This window comes from Fictibacillus sp. EA-CB0309, assembly GCF_055814265.1.
Map to the genome: position 1 here is coordinate 2831003 of NZ_CP169271.1, position 17720 is coordinate 2848722.

Genomic DNA, 17720 nt, shown 5'->3' on the forward strand with positions numbered 1-17720 from the left:
TCTATAATAAAGAAAATGCACGTTTTTTAAAGGAGAAACACTTATGTCTGATTCAGAATGGATTACCGAATTAATAAACGATACAGATGACACAACCATGAGCGACAAACAGCGCAAGATCCTAGAAGCTGCAATCGATACTTTTTCTGAAAAAGGGTATGCTGGCTCATCTACGAGTGAGATTGCAAAAAAAGCAGGTGTTGCTGAAGGTACGATCTTTCGACACTATAAAACGAAGAAAGAACTATTGCTCGCCATTGTCACTCCAACGGTGGCAAAGTTTGTAGCTCCCTTTTTCATAAAAACCTTTGCAAAAGAAGTATTTGAAAGTGAGTATGAACGGTATGAAGACTTTTTAAGAGTGGTCGCAAAAAACAGACTAGAGTTTGTTAGAAAACAGTTTCCCGTCTTAAAGATCTTTATACAGGAGATCGCTTTTCACGATGAACTTCGCGAACCCTTTCAACAGCTTTTTGCCGAACATGTTTATGAGAAGTTCAAAAAAATTATTGAGCACTTTCAGGAAAAAGGAGAAATTATTGCATTGCCTCCCCAAACGATCATGCGAATGACAGCATCAAGTATCATTGGGTACATCCTTCCCCGTTTCCTTCTTTTTTCGGATATGGAATGGGATGATGATAAGGAAATTGACCAAATCGTGGAGTTTATTATGTATGGACTAAGCGGTAGAAAATAAGGTAAAAACACACCCGCCTTCACAATGAGGCGGGTTTCATATTTATTCACTAAGTTTGGGACTGACAGGAGTATAGTGAGATAGATTAACTAGGGTATCAGAAGTTGTGGGAGACAATGCAATTGAGGAAGGTCCAAGCAACAAATATCCGCAAATTAAGACCAGTACAAGCCCTTTTTTCATACACTCACCTCCCATCGAACATTTTTTAATATGGATTTTTTCTAACAGATTGTTGCTAAATAGCGATTTTGAAGTTCTTCATTGATAAGTTGATTGGAGTGGAAGGTGCGAGACTCCTGCGGGACTGGCGGTCAGGTGAGACACTTAAAAGTGAAACGTACGAATGTGGCTCACCGCCTGCCCCGCGGAAAGCGAGCAACCTGGAACGGAAATTAACCACATTCAAAAGCAACAAAGTTTACGAAAAAAGCCTTTAATAAAGAAAAACCAAAGAGAGAATCTCAATGGCCTTATCTTGTTATGCTATAAATTTCCCGCTCAATCTAAAACTCAAGCATGATCTTTTCTCTGGATCGGTTTTAATGTGCTTTTTTCTTTGAGTAGAATCACGAATAAACACACTGCCAGCAGTAAAAAAATCGTTCCGCTTCCTAAAAATCCGTTTGCATAGGAAGGAATATCAGCACGAGCTACTTTCTCGTTTATTTCCATTCCTAAAAAATAAACACCGATACCGTCCCCATCTACTTTCTCTTCACCTATTGATCGTAAATGAAGACCTTGTGTTAACAATAGGACACCTAACACTGAAAAGAGGATGCCCGTCACCCATCTCATTTCTTCACCTCTGCAACAGGCGGTAACATTTTTTTATAATTTGGACTTAATTCACTCCAAACGTCAAACAAATTACCATCGGGGTCAGAGAACACAAAATTTTCACCTGTGTGACCACGATCCTCGATATCTCCTGTTTGAATACCAAGTTCTTTAAAATCTTGATGCAGCTTATAAAGAATGCCAAGTCCGTCCACTTCAAACGTTAAAAAGAATTGCTTTTCACCTGAATGATCCGTGAAATTGGAATTCTCTTTTTCTAGTGATTTCACAAGGAAAAAGCTCTGGTTAGCCAAATCTAGAATGGCTTTATCATCATCTTGATAGTTAAGGGTGGCACCTAGTTTTTCAGTGTACCACTTGGCAGATTGATCAACATGCTGAACTGGTACATAGGTTGTACCTACACGAACTAGTTTTTCGTTCAAGGTGATTTCCTCCTTTAGTCATTGCCTAATTTATATAAACATTCGTTTTTGGGAAGAAAAAATCCTCCAGCAAAACAAAGGAACTGCTAGTTTAAAAGAGAAACACTAGTAGAACATAGACGTCTGGAGAGTGAGAGCTAATGAATCGATATCATATCAAAAGCACGATTCCCATCCTTCGCATTTTTGATGTAGATAAGGCAAAGGAGTTTTATCTTCACTTTTTAGGGTTCTCGTTAGATTGGGAACATCGATACGAAGAGGATTTTCCGATCTATATGCAGGTTTCACTCGGAGAATGCACTTTACATCTTTCAGAACATCATGGAGATTCTAGCCCTCGAATCAAACTAAGAATACACGTTGAAGGAATTGAGGCATTTCATCAAGTTTTGGCTGAAAAAAGTATAAACATGCTAGACCTGGACTGGAAGAGGCGCATGGTTTTAAGGAAGTGAGAGTAGGCGACCCCTTCGGAAACGAGTTTTGTTTTGTTGAACGGATTGAATCACGATAATCTGCCGACAAATTCATTTAATCTGTCCATTTCCAACATTAATTTGTCCAATCTCCCTACTTATCTGTCTGATCTTCCAATTTATCTGTCCAATCTCCCCATTAATTTGTCCAATTGAAAAAGGACACCAAAATTAACGTTTGGTGTCCTCTGTTCTTCTATTCCAATGCTTTTTTCGCTAGCGTACTAATTACGATGTCATCCATCGGCGGATTATGAAGCCCTGCTCGCACATCCCGATAATGCCGCTGCAATGGACTCGACATCGCTAAGCTTCTTGCCCCAACAATACGCATGGCGAGATCAACTACTTTTGCCGCTCCGTTTGTTGCTACATGTTTGACAGCCATTAAAGACGGACCCATTTCCATTCTGGACAGAGGTTCGTTTACCCATTTTGCGGCGACAGAATACAAAAGCTCTCTCGCTTTGAACAGTTCTAGCTCCATTTCACCAATCTTCCGCTGCACTTCTGGTACGTCACCAATCGGTCCGGGCAGACTGTTCGGCTTATATGTTTTTGCAAAGTGAACCGCTTCGTTGCGTGCGGCGACCGCTACCCCGATGTAACACGCAGGGATATGAAGCAGCCATGCTTTTGGAAGTTCACTTTTTCCACGGTCTTCTTCGATTAGTGCGCCTTCGTCCACTCTCACATTCTTCAGCACCAGATCATCACTACGCGTTCCCCTCATCGCGACGGTATCCCACGTTTCTTCCACCGATACACCCTGTACATTCATAGGGATTAAATAGTTTCCTTTCTTGCCTGAATCCCCTATTTGAGCTGAAACAATGGCATAGTCGAGTGCAGGTGCCATGGACGTAAATGTTTTCGTACCGTTAATGATCCAATGATTTGCTTCCTTCACCGCTATCGTTTGAGGCATTCCACCACGAGTTGGGCTTCCTGTAGCCGGTTCTGTAGCAGCACGGTTCACTAAGACCTGATCTCCAACGACTTTTTCACAAAGGTATCTCAACATTTCTGTATCCCACGTTCGTTCTTCGGCAAGTTCTAAAAAACATCCAAGATGCCAGCCAAGACATAAAGCAGTAGCAGCATCACCTGTTGCAATTCTTTCTTGCAGCAATACAAACTCATACAAACTTAAACCTTCTCCCCCATATTCTTTCGGAACGGTTAATGAGAGGTAACCTGCATTTTTTAATTCATCTACATTTTCAAAGGGAAAACGGCCTTCTTGGTCGTATGTGTCTGCTCGTTCAGCAAACTTTTTAGCGAGGGCATCAATTCTTTCAAACCACTCCCTCTGTTCCTTCGTTTTTATATAAGTGTCATATAAATAATTCACAAAACGACAATCCCTTCCTAACAAATCAGAACACTATGGATTTAAAGTATAGTGTATGCCTTTTACATAAAAAACGGCAAGGTATTAGTCCCATAATTCCCCTTTGACTTCTTCCTGACACATTCCTTTTTTATGATAATTATTAAAAATTGCTTGTTTTATTTATCCTTATTGGTTTAATTTCCGCTCCCAAAATTTATTTTATCTTTTTACCATTATCTCTTTCACTGACATGGTCCTGACATTTTCAATGGTTACATTAAATGTACAAGGTTCGAACCTTACAGTCTTAATCAAAACGATCCATTTAGGAGGAAAACATTTTATGAAAAGATCAGTAATCGGCTTTACCATTGCAGGTACATTATTAGTTGGCGGATATGCGACAACATCACTTGCAGCTGATAACAATAACTCGAGCTCAAAGGCTGCTTTCACAGAAAAATGGGAAATGAAAGCAAAAGGATTCGGTCATTTTGGAGGATTCTTTAAAGGGAACTCTGAAGATCTTTTAGAAAAAGCAAAAGAACTGGGCATTAGTACGAGTGGTAAAGATGCAGAAACTCTTATGAAGGAAATTCGCGAATCACTAATTAAAAAAGAAGCGAAGGAATTAGGTATCAAGACTTCTGGCAAGGATATCGAAACACTAGCTGAAGAAGTACAGTTAGCCAAACTGCAGATGAAAGCAAAGTCACTTGGCATCTCAACCAAAAATAAAGATGTCTCTGCTTTACATGAAGAAATCCATCTTGCTGAGCTGAAAAAAGAAGCGAAAAAACTAGGTGTTGCGACAGATGGTAAAGACGCACAAACATTAAGAAAAGAGATCCGTACGTCAGTACTTAATAAGAAAGCAAAAGAATTCGGCATATCAACAGAAGGCAAAGATTTGCAAACTCTTCAGCAAGAAGTGATGGCTGCATCCGTTAATAAGGAAGCGAAGACATTAGGAATTTCAGTGGATGGAAAAGACATTCGTGAACTAGCTCAAGAAGTTGCATCTGCAAAAGCGAAAGCAGAAGTGAAAAAGCTTAACATTACGATCGACGGAAAAACGATTCCTGAAATTGCGTTTGAAGTTAGAGAGAAAAAATTCAGAACTTAGCGAAAGAACTTGGTATTTCTACAAAAGATAAATCAACACCTGAATTAATAGAAGCGATCGAGAAGAAAGATGCAGATAAACTTGAAGCTTTGAGAGAAGATCACTTTTTTCCGCTAATGGGTAAAATGAAAAAAGCTTTTGGCCCAGGCGGTCATCGTGGGGGTGGTAAACACCATGGTGACGGGCATCGGTTTGAAGGTGAAGCACAATCAAACAGTGAGATGCAGCCACAATCCAGCGAACAAGTTGAATTCGGAAACGACATGTAAATCAACCGTCCCCAGTCTATAAAACTGGGGATTTTTACAGTATAGTAATGGTAACAGGAGGGTCAGCCATGAAAACTATTTTGCTAGTTGAAGACGAAGTAACCATATCAAGAGTATTGACGGTTTACTTAAAACACGAAGGTTATGATGTCGTCCAAGCATTTGACGGTAAATCAGCACTTCAAGAATTTAAAGATGTATCTCCTAACCTTGTACTTCTTGATATCATGCTTCCCGATCAAGATGGCTGGTCAATTCTACATGAAATCCGACAAAACAGCTCCTGTCCTGTTATCATGCTTACAGCGCTTGGAGACATAGATTACCGCCTAAAAGGATTAAATTCTGGAGCGGATGATTATATAACAAAACCTTTTATAGGTGAAGAAGTAATCGCAAGAGTTAATGCAGTCCTTCGACGATCTTCAAGTGTTTTAGAATCTGAGAATACGAAACAATATGGCAGCCTGAGCATGAACTTTGATTCTCATGTTGTAAAAATAAATGGTGAACCAATCGTTCTCACGCCTAAAGATACCACCTTATTACTCTTTCTGGCTGCCCGGCCAAACCGGACTTTTACGAGAGACAATTTAATTGAACAGATATGGGGATTAGATTATGACGGCAGTGAGCGAGCGGTTGATCTAGCCATTAAACGGATTCGCCAAGCGCTTTCAACATGGCCAGACGCACAAGGTGAAATCCGTACACTTCGAGGATTGGGGTATCAGTTCTGTGTTTACAAATAAGAAGACTCGAACAACTTTATTAAAATACTGGACTACTCGATATGTGCTCACCCTCTTTATCGGTCTTCTTATTCTTGGTGTCTGTTCTTTATGGTGGATCAGGCATACGGCGCTTGAAAACCGCTTAACCCTTATGGAATACGTTGCAGCTGATACAGCAGACCGTATTGAATCTGGTGACAGAAAAAATGATTTAGGGCGTTTTAACCGAAAGCTTGATGATCGCGCTCAAATTTTACAAATGGATAAACCACCAGAACTTTATATTACCGACTTGAATGGTACCATCCTAAATCCAAGGTCTCTTCAACGAGGACCAGAGCCAAACGAACAACATTTCTTTAACCTAGATTCTATGCCAGATGAAATTTTAGAAAGTGAAAAAACCGTTAAGAAATTTAAAATGGAGGGAACATCTGTCTATGCTGTCAAGAAGCCTTTAATGTACGCTGGCGATCAAGCTGGTTGGGTAATTCTCATGCAAACAGCATCAAACCTGACAGATGTGAACCAAGAGTATAGACTACCTATTTTTTTATTGATAAGCCTTGGCTTGCTCGGGTGGCTGATCATCTATCTATTGTTGAAAAAAATTCTTAGACCTATTCAAGATGTCGCTAAAGCTTCTTCACAGATTCAAGAAGGAAACTATGACATCCACTTAAATACAGATGCAAAAGAACAAGAGATTCATGAGCTATTAACTTCATTTGAACAGATGAGCACGAAGCTGAAACATTTAGAAAAACTGCGAGCCGAACTTCTCGCAGGTGTTACACATGATTTGAAAACACCGGTTACCTCAATCAGTGGTCTTGTACAGGCGGTTAAAGATGGAATCGTTGATGGAGAAGAACGTGATGAGTTTTTAGAAATTACTATGAAAGAAGTTCATCGACTACAAAGGATGATAGAAGACCTATTAGACTACAACTCCCTATCAGCTGGAGCATTCACCATTCGAAGCGAAACATGCAACATGAACGAACTGGTTCAGTATGTTGTTTATCAATGGAAAATCACTTTGAACGAACAAGTGGACTGCAAAGTGGTTGTTCCTGATAACGCGATTTATCGAGAAACAGATCCACTACGCTTGCAGCAAATTCTGATTAACCTTCTGAATAACGCTTATCAGGCTTTAAGATCCAATGGAACGATCATCGTTACATTGAGCAATGATGAAATTGAAGTGAGCGATACAGGTCAAGGTATTCCTGAAAATGAACAAGAGTTTATTTTTGAACGTTTTTTTCGTGGAGAACATAAAAAGTTAAAAGTCCGCGGTTTAGGACTTGGACTGCCGTTCAGCAAAATGCTATCAAAAGCAATAGGTGCAGAGCTTACATTAAAGAAAAGTTCAGCAGGAGGAACCACTTTTTCGATATGTTGGAAAAAATAAGTAAAATACATTTACAAGAACACTTGTTCGTGTTATTCTAAATATAGGTTAGGTATTCCAACAGCTAACCTCCCCACTAGTGAGACCGGCCTACCCAGCCGGTCGTTTTTTTCAAATAAAAAAGCTCGCAAATGTTTATTTGCAAAGCTTTTGTTAAAACGATCTATAATCCAGCCTCTGTCTTTTTGTCCATAGCCACACACCTGTTACCAGATGAATCACAATCACAACAAAAACTGCACCATATCTTTCTGTAATCCAGCTAACAAACCAAACAAGCGGCAGGGTTAAGAATAAGTTTACAATCATTAACACCCACGATGTCCTGGCAATTGCCACGAAAAACAAAACGATCGGCAAGATTAAAAATATCCAGAATAATACACTTTGAAATACAGCCATGACTTCCCCTCCGAATACCATTATATAAGGGGTTCGCTGCAATCTCCACCTTTAAACTGGTACTTTTTCGATAAATTCCTGATTAACGTTATCTTCGTTCTCTTCCACATCATATTTTGGCAATGTGAACAGATAGAAGAATCCGACTAAGACAAGAGCTCCTCCTACTACCCAGAACAAAGCTTCAACCGATAAAAACTTAGGGAAGAACGCAGCGATCAATCCAAGTGTTATTGTATGTGACAACATATTGATTGGTGTGATCCAACCTTGGACACGTCCCATCATTTTAGGATCGACAATCTTAGGTAGCCATCCACCGATGCCGATGTTTATCAGCGGGATACTTAGTCCAGCAAAAGCCGTATATATCAGAAACTCCCATACATTTGTAGCAATACCGGATAAGCCGAGTGCAAAACCACTGACAAAAAGACCAATGACAATTGCATGTGAGAGCTTCATCTTTTTAGCAAGCATTGAACAAAGTACACTACCAACTAAAACAGAAACGCCAAACACAATGCCCATCCACATCATCATTTGTTCATAGTTATCTGGAGCGAGCTTATATTTCATGATGAAAGCTGGCATGACAGAAAGTCCACCATTCACCACACCAAACAAAAAGAATCCAAAAATCAAAGCAAGCAACAGTTTTGATTGCTTTATATAAGAAAACCCTGCTCCAAAATCTTTCCAAACCATTTTTACATTTATTTCCTTAAACGTATGACTTCCATTTGGCAGACGTACTTCTTCGTTCACTTTCATACTCATGATAAGTAAAGCTGAAATGATATACGTAACAAGGTCAAACGCAATTGCTCCTTGAATCCCCACACTCCAATAAATAAAAATCGCAATCATATTTCCAAAAAGCATGAACAAACTGCCTACCATCTGATTCAAACCCGCTGCAATCGCGTACTCATCCTTTGAAAGAATACCTTGTACCATCGCCTGGTCAGCAGGAAAAAGAACTTCCCCACAGCACTTCTTAAAAATAGAATGGCAAAGATTAAAGGCATCCAATCGAGCCAAATCGCTCCCATCAATGCTAGGCACAGTACTGCACAGATCCAATCACAATATAGTGCGATCTTCTGACGATCCATTCGATCTGCCAAAACGCCTACAATAAAGAAAACAGCTAAGGTCGGTAACGAATACATCAGTTCTGCAAGCGTCGCATAAAAAGGCTGCTCGCCAAACTTATTTAATAAATAGAACATAAAAGCTGTAACACCAATAATACTTCCCATCATTGAAGTAAAACCGGCAAAAAACAATTTACTGAAGTTTTTGTTCTGAAATACTTTCAGAAAATCTTTCATGAAATAACCCCCATTATGTAAAACTGCACTCCCTTACCATTTTCTACCTTATCCCAACTTTTGTAAATATTTTTTTAGGTCGAATGTCCTCTGTAGATTATTGTAGAAAGAAAGAAAAAGAGCTTTATGGATGCTATCACCCCATAAAGCTCTTAATAAACTAACTATCTATTAATTATCGTTTAACCGTAAACTTTCTTGGAACGGATGTTAATGTCAAACCAGTCTCATCTTTAACCGTTACCTTTACATAATAGTCTCCGTCTGGATAATCACTGTCGGGTACCCATGGCAGGTTATAGATAGAATGTTCATTATAAATGTCTGCTTCTTCAAGCGTGTTCCCTTGACCATCTGTGATCTCAAAATGCCAATCAAGACGCTTAAACCCGAAAAGAGTCATTCGAAGAGGTTTTGATTCATTTACATTCGTCGCGTTATTAATCCCCATATAGTTAATGAGCGCTTCGACATTTAAATATTTCTCATCACCTTGATAAGAGACTCCAACATTTCTTGCATAATCAATAGCAGAAATAGTAACTAACTCTGGTTTAACTTTAGAAATGAACTCATTTGATTCATCCTGCAGTCTTTGAGACACCCCGTTTACCCAAAGCATGTTACCCATGTGGCCTGTACTTGTTTCCTTCACATCCCAAGTAATGCGGTACTTACCATCTGGCAGTTCGGTCACTTTAATGTTCTCTGCTTTTGGTGCAACCGAATCTACTTTTATAGGAATCTTTGTAACTTGCGGTTTAGCTCCTTCGTAGTTAAGCGTACTTGTATACACATAGTAATATTGACCATCTTTAACCGTATTACCTTCATTATCTGTAGAATTCCAGGAGAATCCTTCCATATTGTAATAGTAATCTCTAAAACTCATAATGTTCTTTCTAAACCGGTATGGACTTCCATCCTCTGTAAACTCACTAAAGTTACCAAGATCTTCAATGATGTTGCCCTTCTCATCTTGAATGCTCAAGGATAGCTCCTTTAAGTTACGAAGAGCAGTAAATCCTGGATAAGCTCCAGAACTACTTGAACGTGGCGAAACTCCAATCTTTTCTTGATCAAACGTCCCAGTCTTTCCGTTGTAACCGAGAGGCAATGTATCGATATCGTTAAAAAGAACTGTATAACCTAAGAAGGCATCTCCTGTTACAGGACTTTCATCCACGTTAGCAATCTTATCCCAGTCACCGTAGTACCCCATAAGTGGTACAGATAAAGTCGTTAATTCTTTAACCGAACTTCCTTTAGGAACAAAGCGAACAAATCCTTCAATGAAGCGACCTTCACTTAACTCTTCAGGCAGTGTAACAGAGATCTTCACTTCTTCATCGCGTTGCGGCTTATAGGTGTATGGTTCTGTTGGGTCATACGTTTTCCCATTAATTTTAATAACAGCACCTTTTACAGGAACAGAGTGAAGCGTTAAGTACTCTCTTTCCACTCCTGCATGTGTCTGTTTTGTCATTTCATCTGTAATTAGATCCACCTGGATCTCATATTGGTGTTGAGGCTTTACTAGACTTTTCTTTAAAGGTTCTACATTTAATGTGAAATCAAAGTTTATATCCATTTCTTTGAGAGCAACAGATGCCGCTTGTTCTAAAGGAACACCAACATGCTCAAGTAAATAAGGTGTTTTAAGAGCTCTTTCAATCTTCATCATTCCTGAACCTTGTCTTCTTGGAGAATACAGGGCGTTATCATGCTTCGGATTTCTTAACGTTTCAGTCGTGTTCATTAAAGCGTTCTTTGCTTTTAACACCGTGTCCATTTCTTTCGGAAGACCAAGCTCTTGATAATAATGTTGTAGAAGTAATGCTCCTCCACCGGCAACATGCGGACTTGCCATGGATGTGCCGCTCATCGTTTCGTACTGATTATTTATAACAGTAGAAAAGATTTTCCCTCCTGGTGCTGTGATCTCTGGTTTAAAGCTAAGATCTGTTGGTGAACCGAATGATGAGAACGAAGACATTGGCTCTGTTGCTGTATTTTGAACCTTTAACACCTCATCTGTCAGTTGGACCGTTATTTTCTCTCCGTTTTTTAATCGTTCAACTAACTGATTTCCGTTTACTTGATCCGTTGTTACTGCTGGAATGAAGTAAGGGCTGAAGTATAAGCTTGAGTATGCAGGAACTTGTGGAGGCGGTACTACCATTGCTGCTACTGCTCCTTTGCCGCCTGCTCCAGTTTGAATATGAGTGAACGTTGAATAGTTTTGCAATGGCTGCGCGACTGCAATCTTCCCTTGAAGATCAAGGTTCTTAAAATCTGATGAGCTTCCTTCCCCTACAAATACCAACTCATACTGCTTGGCTGGATCCAACGTACCGATTAATTTCTTAATCCCGGGCTGAATTTGATAACCGAATAAGCTGCCATCAGATAAGCGTAATCCATCTACTGTCATCATGTCGTTTTCTGAAGAAGCCACTTGAAGAGCATGAGGAGTTACACCTGGGTCTCCTACTAAACCAATATCAGGATTCTTCGCTAACGGCAGCTGAGATTTAGCTAGCAAATTATTCTTTGTGCTGTATGCTGCGTTCCCTGCTGCTGCTACAACCAAAACGCCTTGTTCCGTTGCATATTGAATCGCACGCTGAACCGGGTCGTTTGGATCAACGTTCCCCGCCTCTGAGCCTAAGCTTAGGTTGATTACGTCAGCTCCCATTTCTACAGCATGGTAGATGCCTGCTGAGATATCATCATCGTAGGCACCGCCGCCTTTATCGGAAAATACCTTTTCTGCTAAAAGCTGAACATCAGGAGCTACACCCACAGCTTTTTTCTGTGTCTCTTCATATGCCCCTACAATACCGGCAACATGTGTTCCGTGTGAATTCTTTGTTGGGATAACGTTCGTATCCTTGTCTGCCCAATCGTATCCCGTTGGCACTTTATCGGTATACCACAATTCGTTAATTTCTGTTTGATTAAAGTCATCTTGAAGATTTTGTTGAGTGAGTTTTGCAGCCTCTTTTCCTTTTTCAGAAAGCTGCATCGCTTCATGGCGATGATCGACGCCTGAGTCAACGATCGCTACAACCATACCTTCTCCGCGTGTGTTGTAATTTGTCCACGTATTCATCGCTTCAACAAGCTCTTTGCTGTTTACAACAGTATGTTCATATTGCTTAGCTACACGAACATCTTTTACCCCATGAAGTTTGGCCAATTTTTGCGCTTCTCCAAGCGTTGTTTCTAGGCTAAAGCCATAAAATCCTTTTGAATAGCTGTGTCTTACTTTTGTTGTAGAACTTCTCTTTTCTGTAATGGCCTTTTTTACCTTCTCCACTTGAGCTTGAGGCAGTGATTTTGCTTGCTTGTCCACTTCAACTTCTACAATAATTCTTACTTTTTCGTTCGGATTGAAAGAAGTCTTCTGTAAGCCGTAAAGCGGATCGTTGTTTTGCTCTATATTTTCCCCAAAGTTTTTAAGCTTTTCTAGTGTTTCTGACATCGGAAGCTGCTTTGGATCTTGTTTTGAAAACTGAAAATCCGCACTGACAGATGAACCAAACGTACTTAATGCAATAACACCCGCTAGAAATGACGGTAATACCTTCCTCTTCATATCCCTCATCCACTCACCCTCTAATTCTTTTAAATTCGAACTATTCATATTTTTTATCTTAGAGAGTCCATATTAGGATGTAAATTGGGGTTATTTTAAAGGGAATGAAGAAGAAAACAGCAGTCTTTTTTACTATGTTTTATTTGTCAATCCCATAATCATAGTACTTTCAAACTTAAAATAAGGAATAATAATGATTAAATGTAAAAAACTTAAAAACCAATTCCCCCAAATCACACTTTTCCTCTGTTTTTTATCAGGTTTTTTATACGTAAGAGAAAGGACATCCTACCACTTGTAATCATCTATTTTAGAATAGAAAATCGTGCTACTATAGGAAAAACAACCTACAAACGGAGTGAAGATACATGAAGGAAGGTTTAATCATCAAATTGTATCGCGAAAGGGCTGGTTTAACTCAAACACAGCTTGGAGAAGGAATTTGCTCAGTCACTCATATCAGCAAGATCGAAAGAGGCATTACTCAATATTCCTCTGAAATCATATCATTGATCTGCAAAAGGTTAAACATTGATCTGAACCAAGAAATGGAACAATACGAGCTTTTGGAAAAAAGCTGCATGAATGGTTAGAAGTCATGGTAAAGCAGCAGTTAGGAGATTTAGACACACTAAAAGAAGAGATTGAGAACAATGCGTATATTCATCTCTCCGAGGTACAAAACTCGTATCGCATCTTGCTGGCCCGGTATTATTTTACAAAAGGGAACTTAAAAAAGGAAAAGAGATATTAGATACCTGTTCGCAACAGTTAGGTCTGCTTGATCGTTATGAGAAACATTTACTCGAGCATACGTTAGGCATCTATTACATAAGTCTTGGAAATATTAAGGAAGCGATCAAGCATCTTACCAACATAAATCCGATTGAATATAACAACCATGAATTTTATTACCACCTTGCCTCTGCCTACCATATGATACAAGCTAAAGTAAAAGCGTATCATTATGGCAACTTAGCACTTTCTTATTTCAGAACGACTAATAATTTCAAACGCATGCTCGATACCGAGACCCTCATGCTGATTCAGATGGGATACAACGACATCTATCATTTTGAGGATACGGTAGAGCGTTATCACGCTTTAATCAAAAGCTGTAAAACGTATCAAGAAGATGTGAAGGTCGTTAATCTATGGCATAACTTAGGTGTGGATTTTGCTGCAAAGAATCTTTATGAAGAAGCGAGAGATGCCTATGAAAAAGCATTAGAAGGATGCTATTCGCTTTCTCTACCCCACATTGAATTAGGCGCTAGACGAGGATTTGTGCATTGTTCCATTCACGTCGGTGATATAGAACAAACGGTGCTGAAAAAACACATTCAGTTAGGTCGTAGTTTAGCAATAAATATGAATAACCAGACATACTTACATGTTTTTCACTTGCTCGAAATCATGCTGATCCATTCTCAATCAGAAACCTATTATCAGTATTTAGAAACGACTTTCCTTCCTCACTTGCGAGAAACAGGACAGGAATCTTTATTGATGATCTATGAAAAAGAAATCTTTCACTATTATCGAAAATCTTCACAATATGAAAAAGCAGCCGAACTTGCTAATAAATATATGAGTGCTTCTCTATAGGAAAATTTTTTAAAGGTTGAACTTTATGCTTTATGACGATACTCTAGACAGAGAGCATAATAGAGAGGATACTGACATGATTCATTTATTTTCACACAATGATTTAGACGGAAAATCGTGCGGCTATTTGGCACAACTGGCTTTTGGAGACAACTGCAAAATTTCGTATTGTTCACATGGGACGATTAACGACCGTGTAGAGATGCTGCTCGATAATCCGAAAGAAAGAAAAACAGAAATTATCATTACAGATATCGCGGTCAACGAAGATTTAATGATGCGACTTGATGAACGCTCGAATGCTGGCGGTAAAGTAAAACTTATCGACCACCATGCTACAGCTCTTCATTTCAATGGGTTTGACTGGGGACATGTCCAAGTGCGTTACGATGATGAACGCTTAACGTGCGCCACTTCCCTTTTCTACGAATATTTGATTGAGAACGGTAAACTTAAACCTACAGGAGCTCTAGATGAGTATGTAGAGCTTGTACGATTATATGATACATGGGAATGGTTTGATCAGAAAGTTGAAGCTAAGCGTTTGAACGACTTATTCTTCATCCTCCCTCCTGATAAATTTGAGGAACAGATCATGGACCGTTTGAAGGGTGATTCCTTTCAGTTCTCAGAAACAGAAACAACTATTCTTGATCTGGAAGAAGAAAATATTGCAGATTATATTAAAAAGAAACAACGTCAGATGGTTGAGATCTGGGATACTTGGTCTTTAGGTGAAGGTTCAGAAGAAAAAACCTACAAGATTGGTATTCTGCACGCAGAACGCTATCACTCAGAACTTGGCAACGAGATCAATCGTGAGAATCCTCACCTAGACTTGATTGTGATCTTGAACATTGCCAACAAACGCATTGGATTACGCACCATTCATGATGAAGTGGATTGCTCCATCTACGCGAAACAGTACGGAGGCGGCGGGCACCCGAAAGCTTCTGGCGGAAACATGACTTCTGAAGCGTTTGAAAAGTTTGTTGTTGCTGCATTCCATGAACAGCCTAGACGAATCGATGCACCGAAGAACGAACACAACGTGAAGGAAAATCCAGATGGCAGTTTGTATGTGAACAACCACCGTGAAGTTTCTAAGATCTATTCGGAAGATAATCAAACTTGGCTGATCACACATAAAACACATCCAGTTGATGAAACGTTTGACAGCTATCAAGATGCTGAAAATTACGTAAAGCGCCACTTTGAAGGCTGGCTGATGCGTGACGATGAAGCGAATAACAGTAATTAACCATGAAAGAAGGACTGCCTTAACAAGGCAGTCCTTTTCCTTTATTCAACAACACCGGAGTGTATCATTTCTAAGTCTACATTCACTTTCACTTTTACATCAGGATATTGCTCTTCCCACTTTTTTAAATCAAAATCACGGTAATGAGCTTCATATTTAGAACCTAGACCGATTGGATCAATCTCATTTTCTTGAAGTAACTTGATGATTCTTGCAGCGTCTTGTTCAATCTTCCTTGTTATTTGCATCTGAAGTTCTTTTACTTTATTTTGATTTACTGCAAGTGATCTATTACTTCTATACTCTTGAACTCTGGCACCCATTTTTATCTGGATATTAAATTCAGGGGTACCTTTGTTTACTTTAACCTTGTAGTGTGGGGTTGATTTGATATTGCTGATTACAACAAACTCATTTTCGTTAATCTTATATTGGTGTGTACCCATTTTAAAACGTTCTACCAACATTTTTAGCGTGAATACATCCTTAATTGGCAAGGTCGTTTTTAATTGATCATCCTTAAACAAGCCAACCCCATTTATTTTAATTTTGTCTTTTTCTTTTTTTAGGAGGGGCAAGTATGGATCATTTCCGTCATTATGGTAGTTGTAAGAAAAGATAGAAAGGTCAGAAGTAGGCAGTTCTCCTATTTTGGCGTTTTGGCTAATCATATCAGAAAGATACAAAGCAATGTTTTCTTTTCCATATTTTTTTATCGAGAGTAATTCCGAAGCTTCCCTTCAATAATAGCAAGCTGTATGGTGCTTGCAATTTCGGGTGTGCGGTTTATCGTATCAAGAAATGGAAACAAGCCTTTTTCTGCAAGGCTTTGACCAAACAATGCAATACGAAGCTGGCCGCTGACTAAGGGATATTGAACTTCATTTTGAGAACGATCGATGGTTTCTTGAACGGTTTCCCCTTCAGCTTTTAATATTTCTATTGTTGAAGTTTCATCCACCCGATATTCTGGGTACACAATGGTTCCTAATAATTTTTCATCAGAAGTTAGATCGAATCCTACACCTTGAATAATACTAATTTCATTTGTATTTTGTGTGGGAACGATCTGACACCCCGATAAAACAAAGATTAATACGATAGAAGTGCAAAGGAATAAACACTTCATCATGATATCCTCTTTTTCTTTTTAACCACTATATAAACAAGCCACAATAAAGGAATATAAAGATAAAATAACGTTAGTGAAATGCTTGAGATCATATCCAAGAACGAATGAAGAATATACCGGTCATCCAGCAGCTGGCATAGGACCAAACTTGAAGCCATTAAGACAAACAAAGGGGCTTTTTGTTTTTTCTTAAAAATCTTTTTAAAGCCTCTGCTCGATGCCCATAGCATCAGCGTTATGATCGTCACGATTTTAATTAGATACAACGAAGTGAGAATATACTCAATCCTTTGGATAAACGAAAAGGTTGTTAACGTATTAATATTAATTCTTGCCCAAATGGTAGTCTGTATTTGTTTCTCACTTATAAATAAGAAAGTAGTAAAAGCTCCTACCGTATAAAATAAAGTCGTAAACGCTATGCCTAGATGAGCAAATTTTTGGGATGATCTAGCATTTTTTATAAAGGGAAAGACCATTAAAATGATCTCAAACCCTGCCATGGAATAACTTGTTTCTTTAGCAGATCGTAAAAGGTCAACTAAAGAATGATCCAATATAGGAAGCAAGTTATCTATATGAATATAATTTCTAGGCAGGTAAAAATGGTTAAAGAAAAGAAGGATCGTATATATGACAGCTACAAAACATATGCCAGCTACTACACGAAATCCTCCAGATATAATGTAGTAACATAATGTAAGAATCAGTAAAGCCAGTACCCAGGTCGGTAATGTAGGGAACATCCATACTTGGATAATCTCAATATACTCCCTTAGTACACTAACAGCGGCCAACCAGAAATATAACATAATGATTCCGCTCATTATGGATCCAAGTGTTTTCCCGTATAATTGGTTATGTACATCCACAATATCCCCATTTGCAGAAGATAGAAGATGAATCATTACTGCCATGATAAGTTGAATGATTGCCCCAGCGATCAGAACACTGATCCAAGCATCATAACCCGCATCTTTTGCAATAATTCGGTGAAAACCTAGTATTCCTACCCCTGTTTGTGCACCTATTATGATGAAGAACAAGAAATAGGGTGATACTTGGTGCCTAATATTTACTTGCATG

At 39.0% G+C, this 17720-nt stretch carries 14 protein-coding genes and 3 pseudogenes; 9 read left to right on the forward strand and 8 right to left on the reverse strand.

Annotated features, from left to right (window positions below):
- The first annotated feature begins 43 nt into the window (after positions 1 to 43).
- Positions 44 to 700, forward strand: coding sequence for a TetR/AcrR family transcriptional regulator (locus ACEWFH_RS15840; RefSeq protein WP_473724757.1), 657 nt, complete (start codon positions 44 to 46; stop codon positions 698 to 700).
- 513 nt (positions 701 to 1213) lie between these two features.
- Here the strand turns inward: ACEWFH_RS15840 and ACEWFH_RS15845 are convergent.
- Positions 1214 to 1501, reverse strand: coding sequence for a hypothetical protein (locus ACEWFH_RS15845; RefSeq protein WP_473724758.1), 288 nt, complete (start codon positions 1499 to 1501; stop codon positions 1214 to 1216).
- On the reverse strand, positions 1498 to 1929 hold the full coding sequence (locus ACEWFH_RS15850) for a VOC family protein (protein WP_473724759.1): 432 nt from the start codon (positions 1927 to 1929) through the stop codon (positions 1498 to 1500). Before ACEWFH_RS15850 ends, ACEWFH_RS15845 begins: the two co-directional genes overlap by 4 nt.
- A 140-nt stretch (positions 1930 to 2069) precedes the next feature.
- Here ACEWFH_RS15850 and ACEWFH_RS15855 point away from each other — a divergent pair.
- Positions 2070 to 2446, forward strand: a pseudogene (locus tag ACEWFH_RS15855) (glyoxalase superfamily protein).
- A 158-nt stretch (positions 2447 to 2604) separates the two neighbouring features.
- Here ACEWFH_RS15855 and ACEWFH_RS15860 read toward each other — a convergent pair.
- Positions 2605 to 3762: an acyl-CoA dehydrogenase family protein gene (locus tag ACEWFH_RS15860; RefSeq protein WP_473724760.1), complete on the reverse strand. Its 1158-nt coding sequence runs from the start codon at positions 3760 to 3762 to the stop codon at positions 2605 to 2607.
- A 325-nt stretch (positions 3763 to 4087) separates the two neighbouring features.
- On the opposite strand from ACEWFH_RS15860, the gene ACEWFH_RS15865 reads away from it, so the two are divergent.
- The 4 genes from ACEWFH_RS15865 (at position 4088) to ACEWFH_RS15880 (ending at position 7293) form a co-directional block, all read left to right on the forward strand.
- The gene (locus ACEWFH_RS15865) at positions 4088 to 4870 is read left to right on the forward strand and encodes a hypothetical protein (protein WP_473724761.1); all 783 of its coding nucleotides are present in this window, start codon (positions 4088 to 4090) and stop codon (positions 4868 to 4870) included.
- 89 nt (positions 4871 to 4959) lie between these two features.
- Positions 4960 to 5139: a hypothetical protein gene (locus ACEWFH_RS15870; RefSeq protein WP_473724762.1), complete on the forward strand. Its 180-nt coding sequence runs from the start codon at positions 4960 to 4962 to the stop codon at positions 5137 to 5139.
- 68 nt (positions 5140 to 5207) lie between these two features.
- The gene (locus ACEWFH_RS15875) at positions 5208 to 5891 is read left to right on the forward strand and encodes a response regulator transcription factor (protein WP_473724763.1); all 684 of its coding nucleotides are present in this window, start codon (positions 5208 to 5210) and stop codon (positions 5889 to 5891) included.
- Positions 5878 to 7293, forward strand: a complete 1416-nt coding sequence (locus ACEWFH_RS15880) for a sensor histidine kinase (protein WP_473724764.1) — start codon at positions 5878 to 5880, stop codon at positions 7291 to 7293. The genes ACEWFH_RS15875 and ACEWFH_RS15880 overlap by 14 nt, the downstream gene beginning before the upstream one ends.
- Before the next feature lie 153 nt (positions 7294 to 7446).
- Here the strand turns inward: ACEWFH_RS15880 and ACEWFH_RS15885 are convergent, their stop codons facing one another.
- From ACEWFH_RS15885 to ACEWFH_RS15895, 3 genes and pseudogenes are all read right to left on the reverse strand, one after another.
- Positions 7447 to 7695 (reverse strand): hypothetical protein, encoded by a 249-nt coding sequence (locus tag ACEWFH_RS15885; RefSeq protein ID WP_473724765.1) that lies wholly within the window; start codon positions 7693 to 7695, stop codon positions 7447 to 7449.
- A gap of 51 nt (positions 7696 to 7746) precedes the next feature.
- Positions 7747 to 9032, reverse strand: a pseudogene (locus ACEWFH_RS15890) (MFS transporter).
- A 175-nt stretch (positions 9033 to 9207) separates the two neighbouring features.
- Positions 9208 to 12633 (reverse strand): S8 family serine peptidase, encoded by a 3426-nt coding sequence (locus ACEWFH_RS15895; protein WP_473724766.1) that lies wholly within the window; start codon positions 12631 to 12633, stop codon positions 9208 to 9210.
- A gap of 368 nt (positions 12634 to 13001) precedes the next feature.
- Between ACEWFH_RS15895 and ACEWFH_RS15900 the strand changes: the two genes are divergently transcribed.
- The 3 genes from ACEWFH_RS15900 to ACEWFH_RS15910 all read left to right on the forward strand — a co-directional run bounded on the left by ACEWFH_RS15900 (position 13002) and on the right by ACEWFH_RS15910 (position 15502).
- Positions 13002 to 13226 carry a helix-turn-helix domain-containing protein gene (locus ACEWFH_RS15900; protein ID WP_473724767.1) on the forward strand — a complete coding sequence of 75 codons (225 nt, stop codon included), beginning with the start codon at positions 13002 to 13004 and terminating at the stop codon, positions 13224 to 13226.
- 343 nt (positions 13227 to 13569) lie between these two features.
- A complete protein-coding gene (locus ACEWFH_RS15905; RefSeq protein WP_473724768.1) occupies positions 13570 to 14241 on the forward strand; it encodes a hypothetical protein in 672 nt (223 codons plus the stop codon).
- A 76-nt stretch (positions 14242 to 14317) separates the two neighbouring features.
- Complete coding sequence (locus tag ACEWFH_RS15910) at positions 14318 to 15502, forward strand: DHH family phosphoesterase (RefSeq protein ID WP_473724769.1); 1185 nt, start codon at positions 14318 to 14320, stop codon at positions 15500 to 15502.
- 41 nt (positions 15503 to 15543) lie between these two features.
- Here ACEWFH_RS15910 and ACEWFH_RS15915 read toward each other — a convergent pair.
- Both ACEWFH_RS15915 and ACEWFH_RS15920 read right to left on the reverse strand, forming a co-directional pair.
- A pseudogene (locus tag ACEWFH_RS15915) lies at positions 15544 to 16634 on the reverse strand (Ger(x)C family spore germination protein).
- Positions 16631 to 17719: a GerAB/ArcD/ProY family transporter gene (locus ACEWFH_RS15920; protein WP_473724770.1), complete on the reverse strand. Its 1089-nt coding sequence runs from the start codon at positions 17717 to 17719 to the stop codon at positions 16631 to 16633. Before ACEWFH_RS15920 ends, ACEWFH_RS15915 begins: the two are co-directional and overlap by 4 nt.
- Position 17720 lies beyond the last annotated feature (1 nt).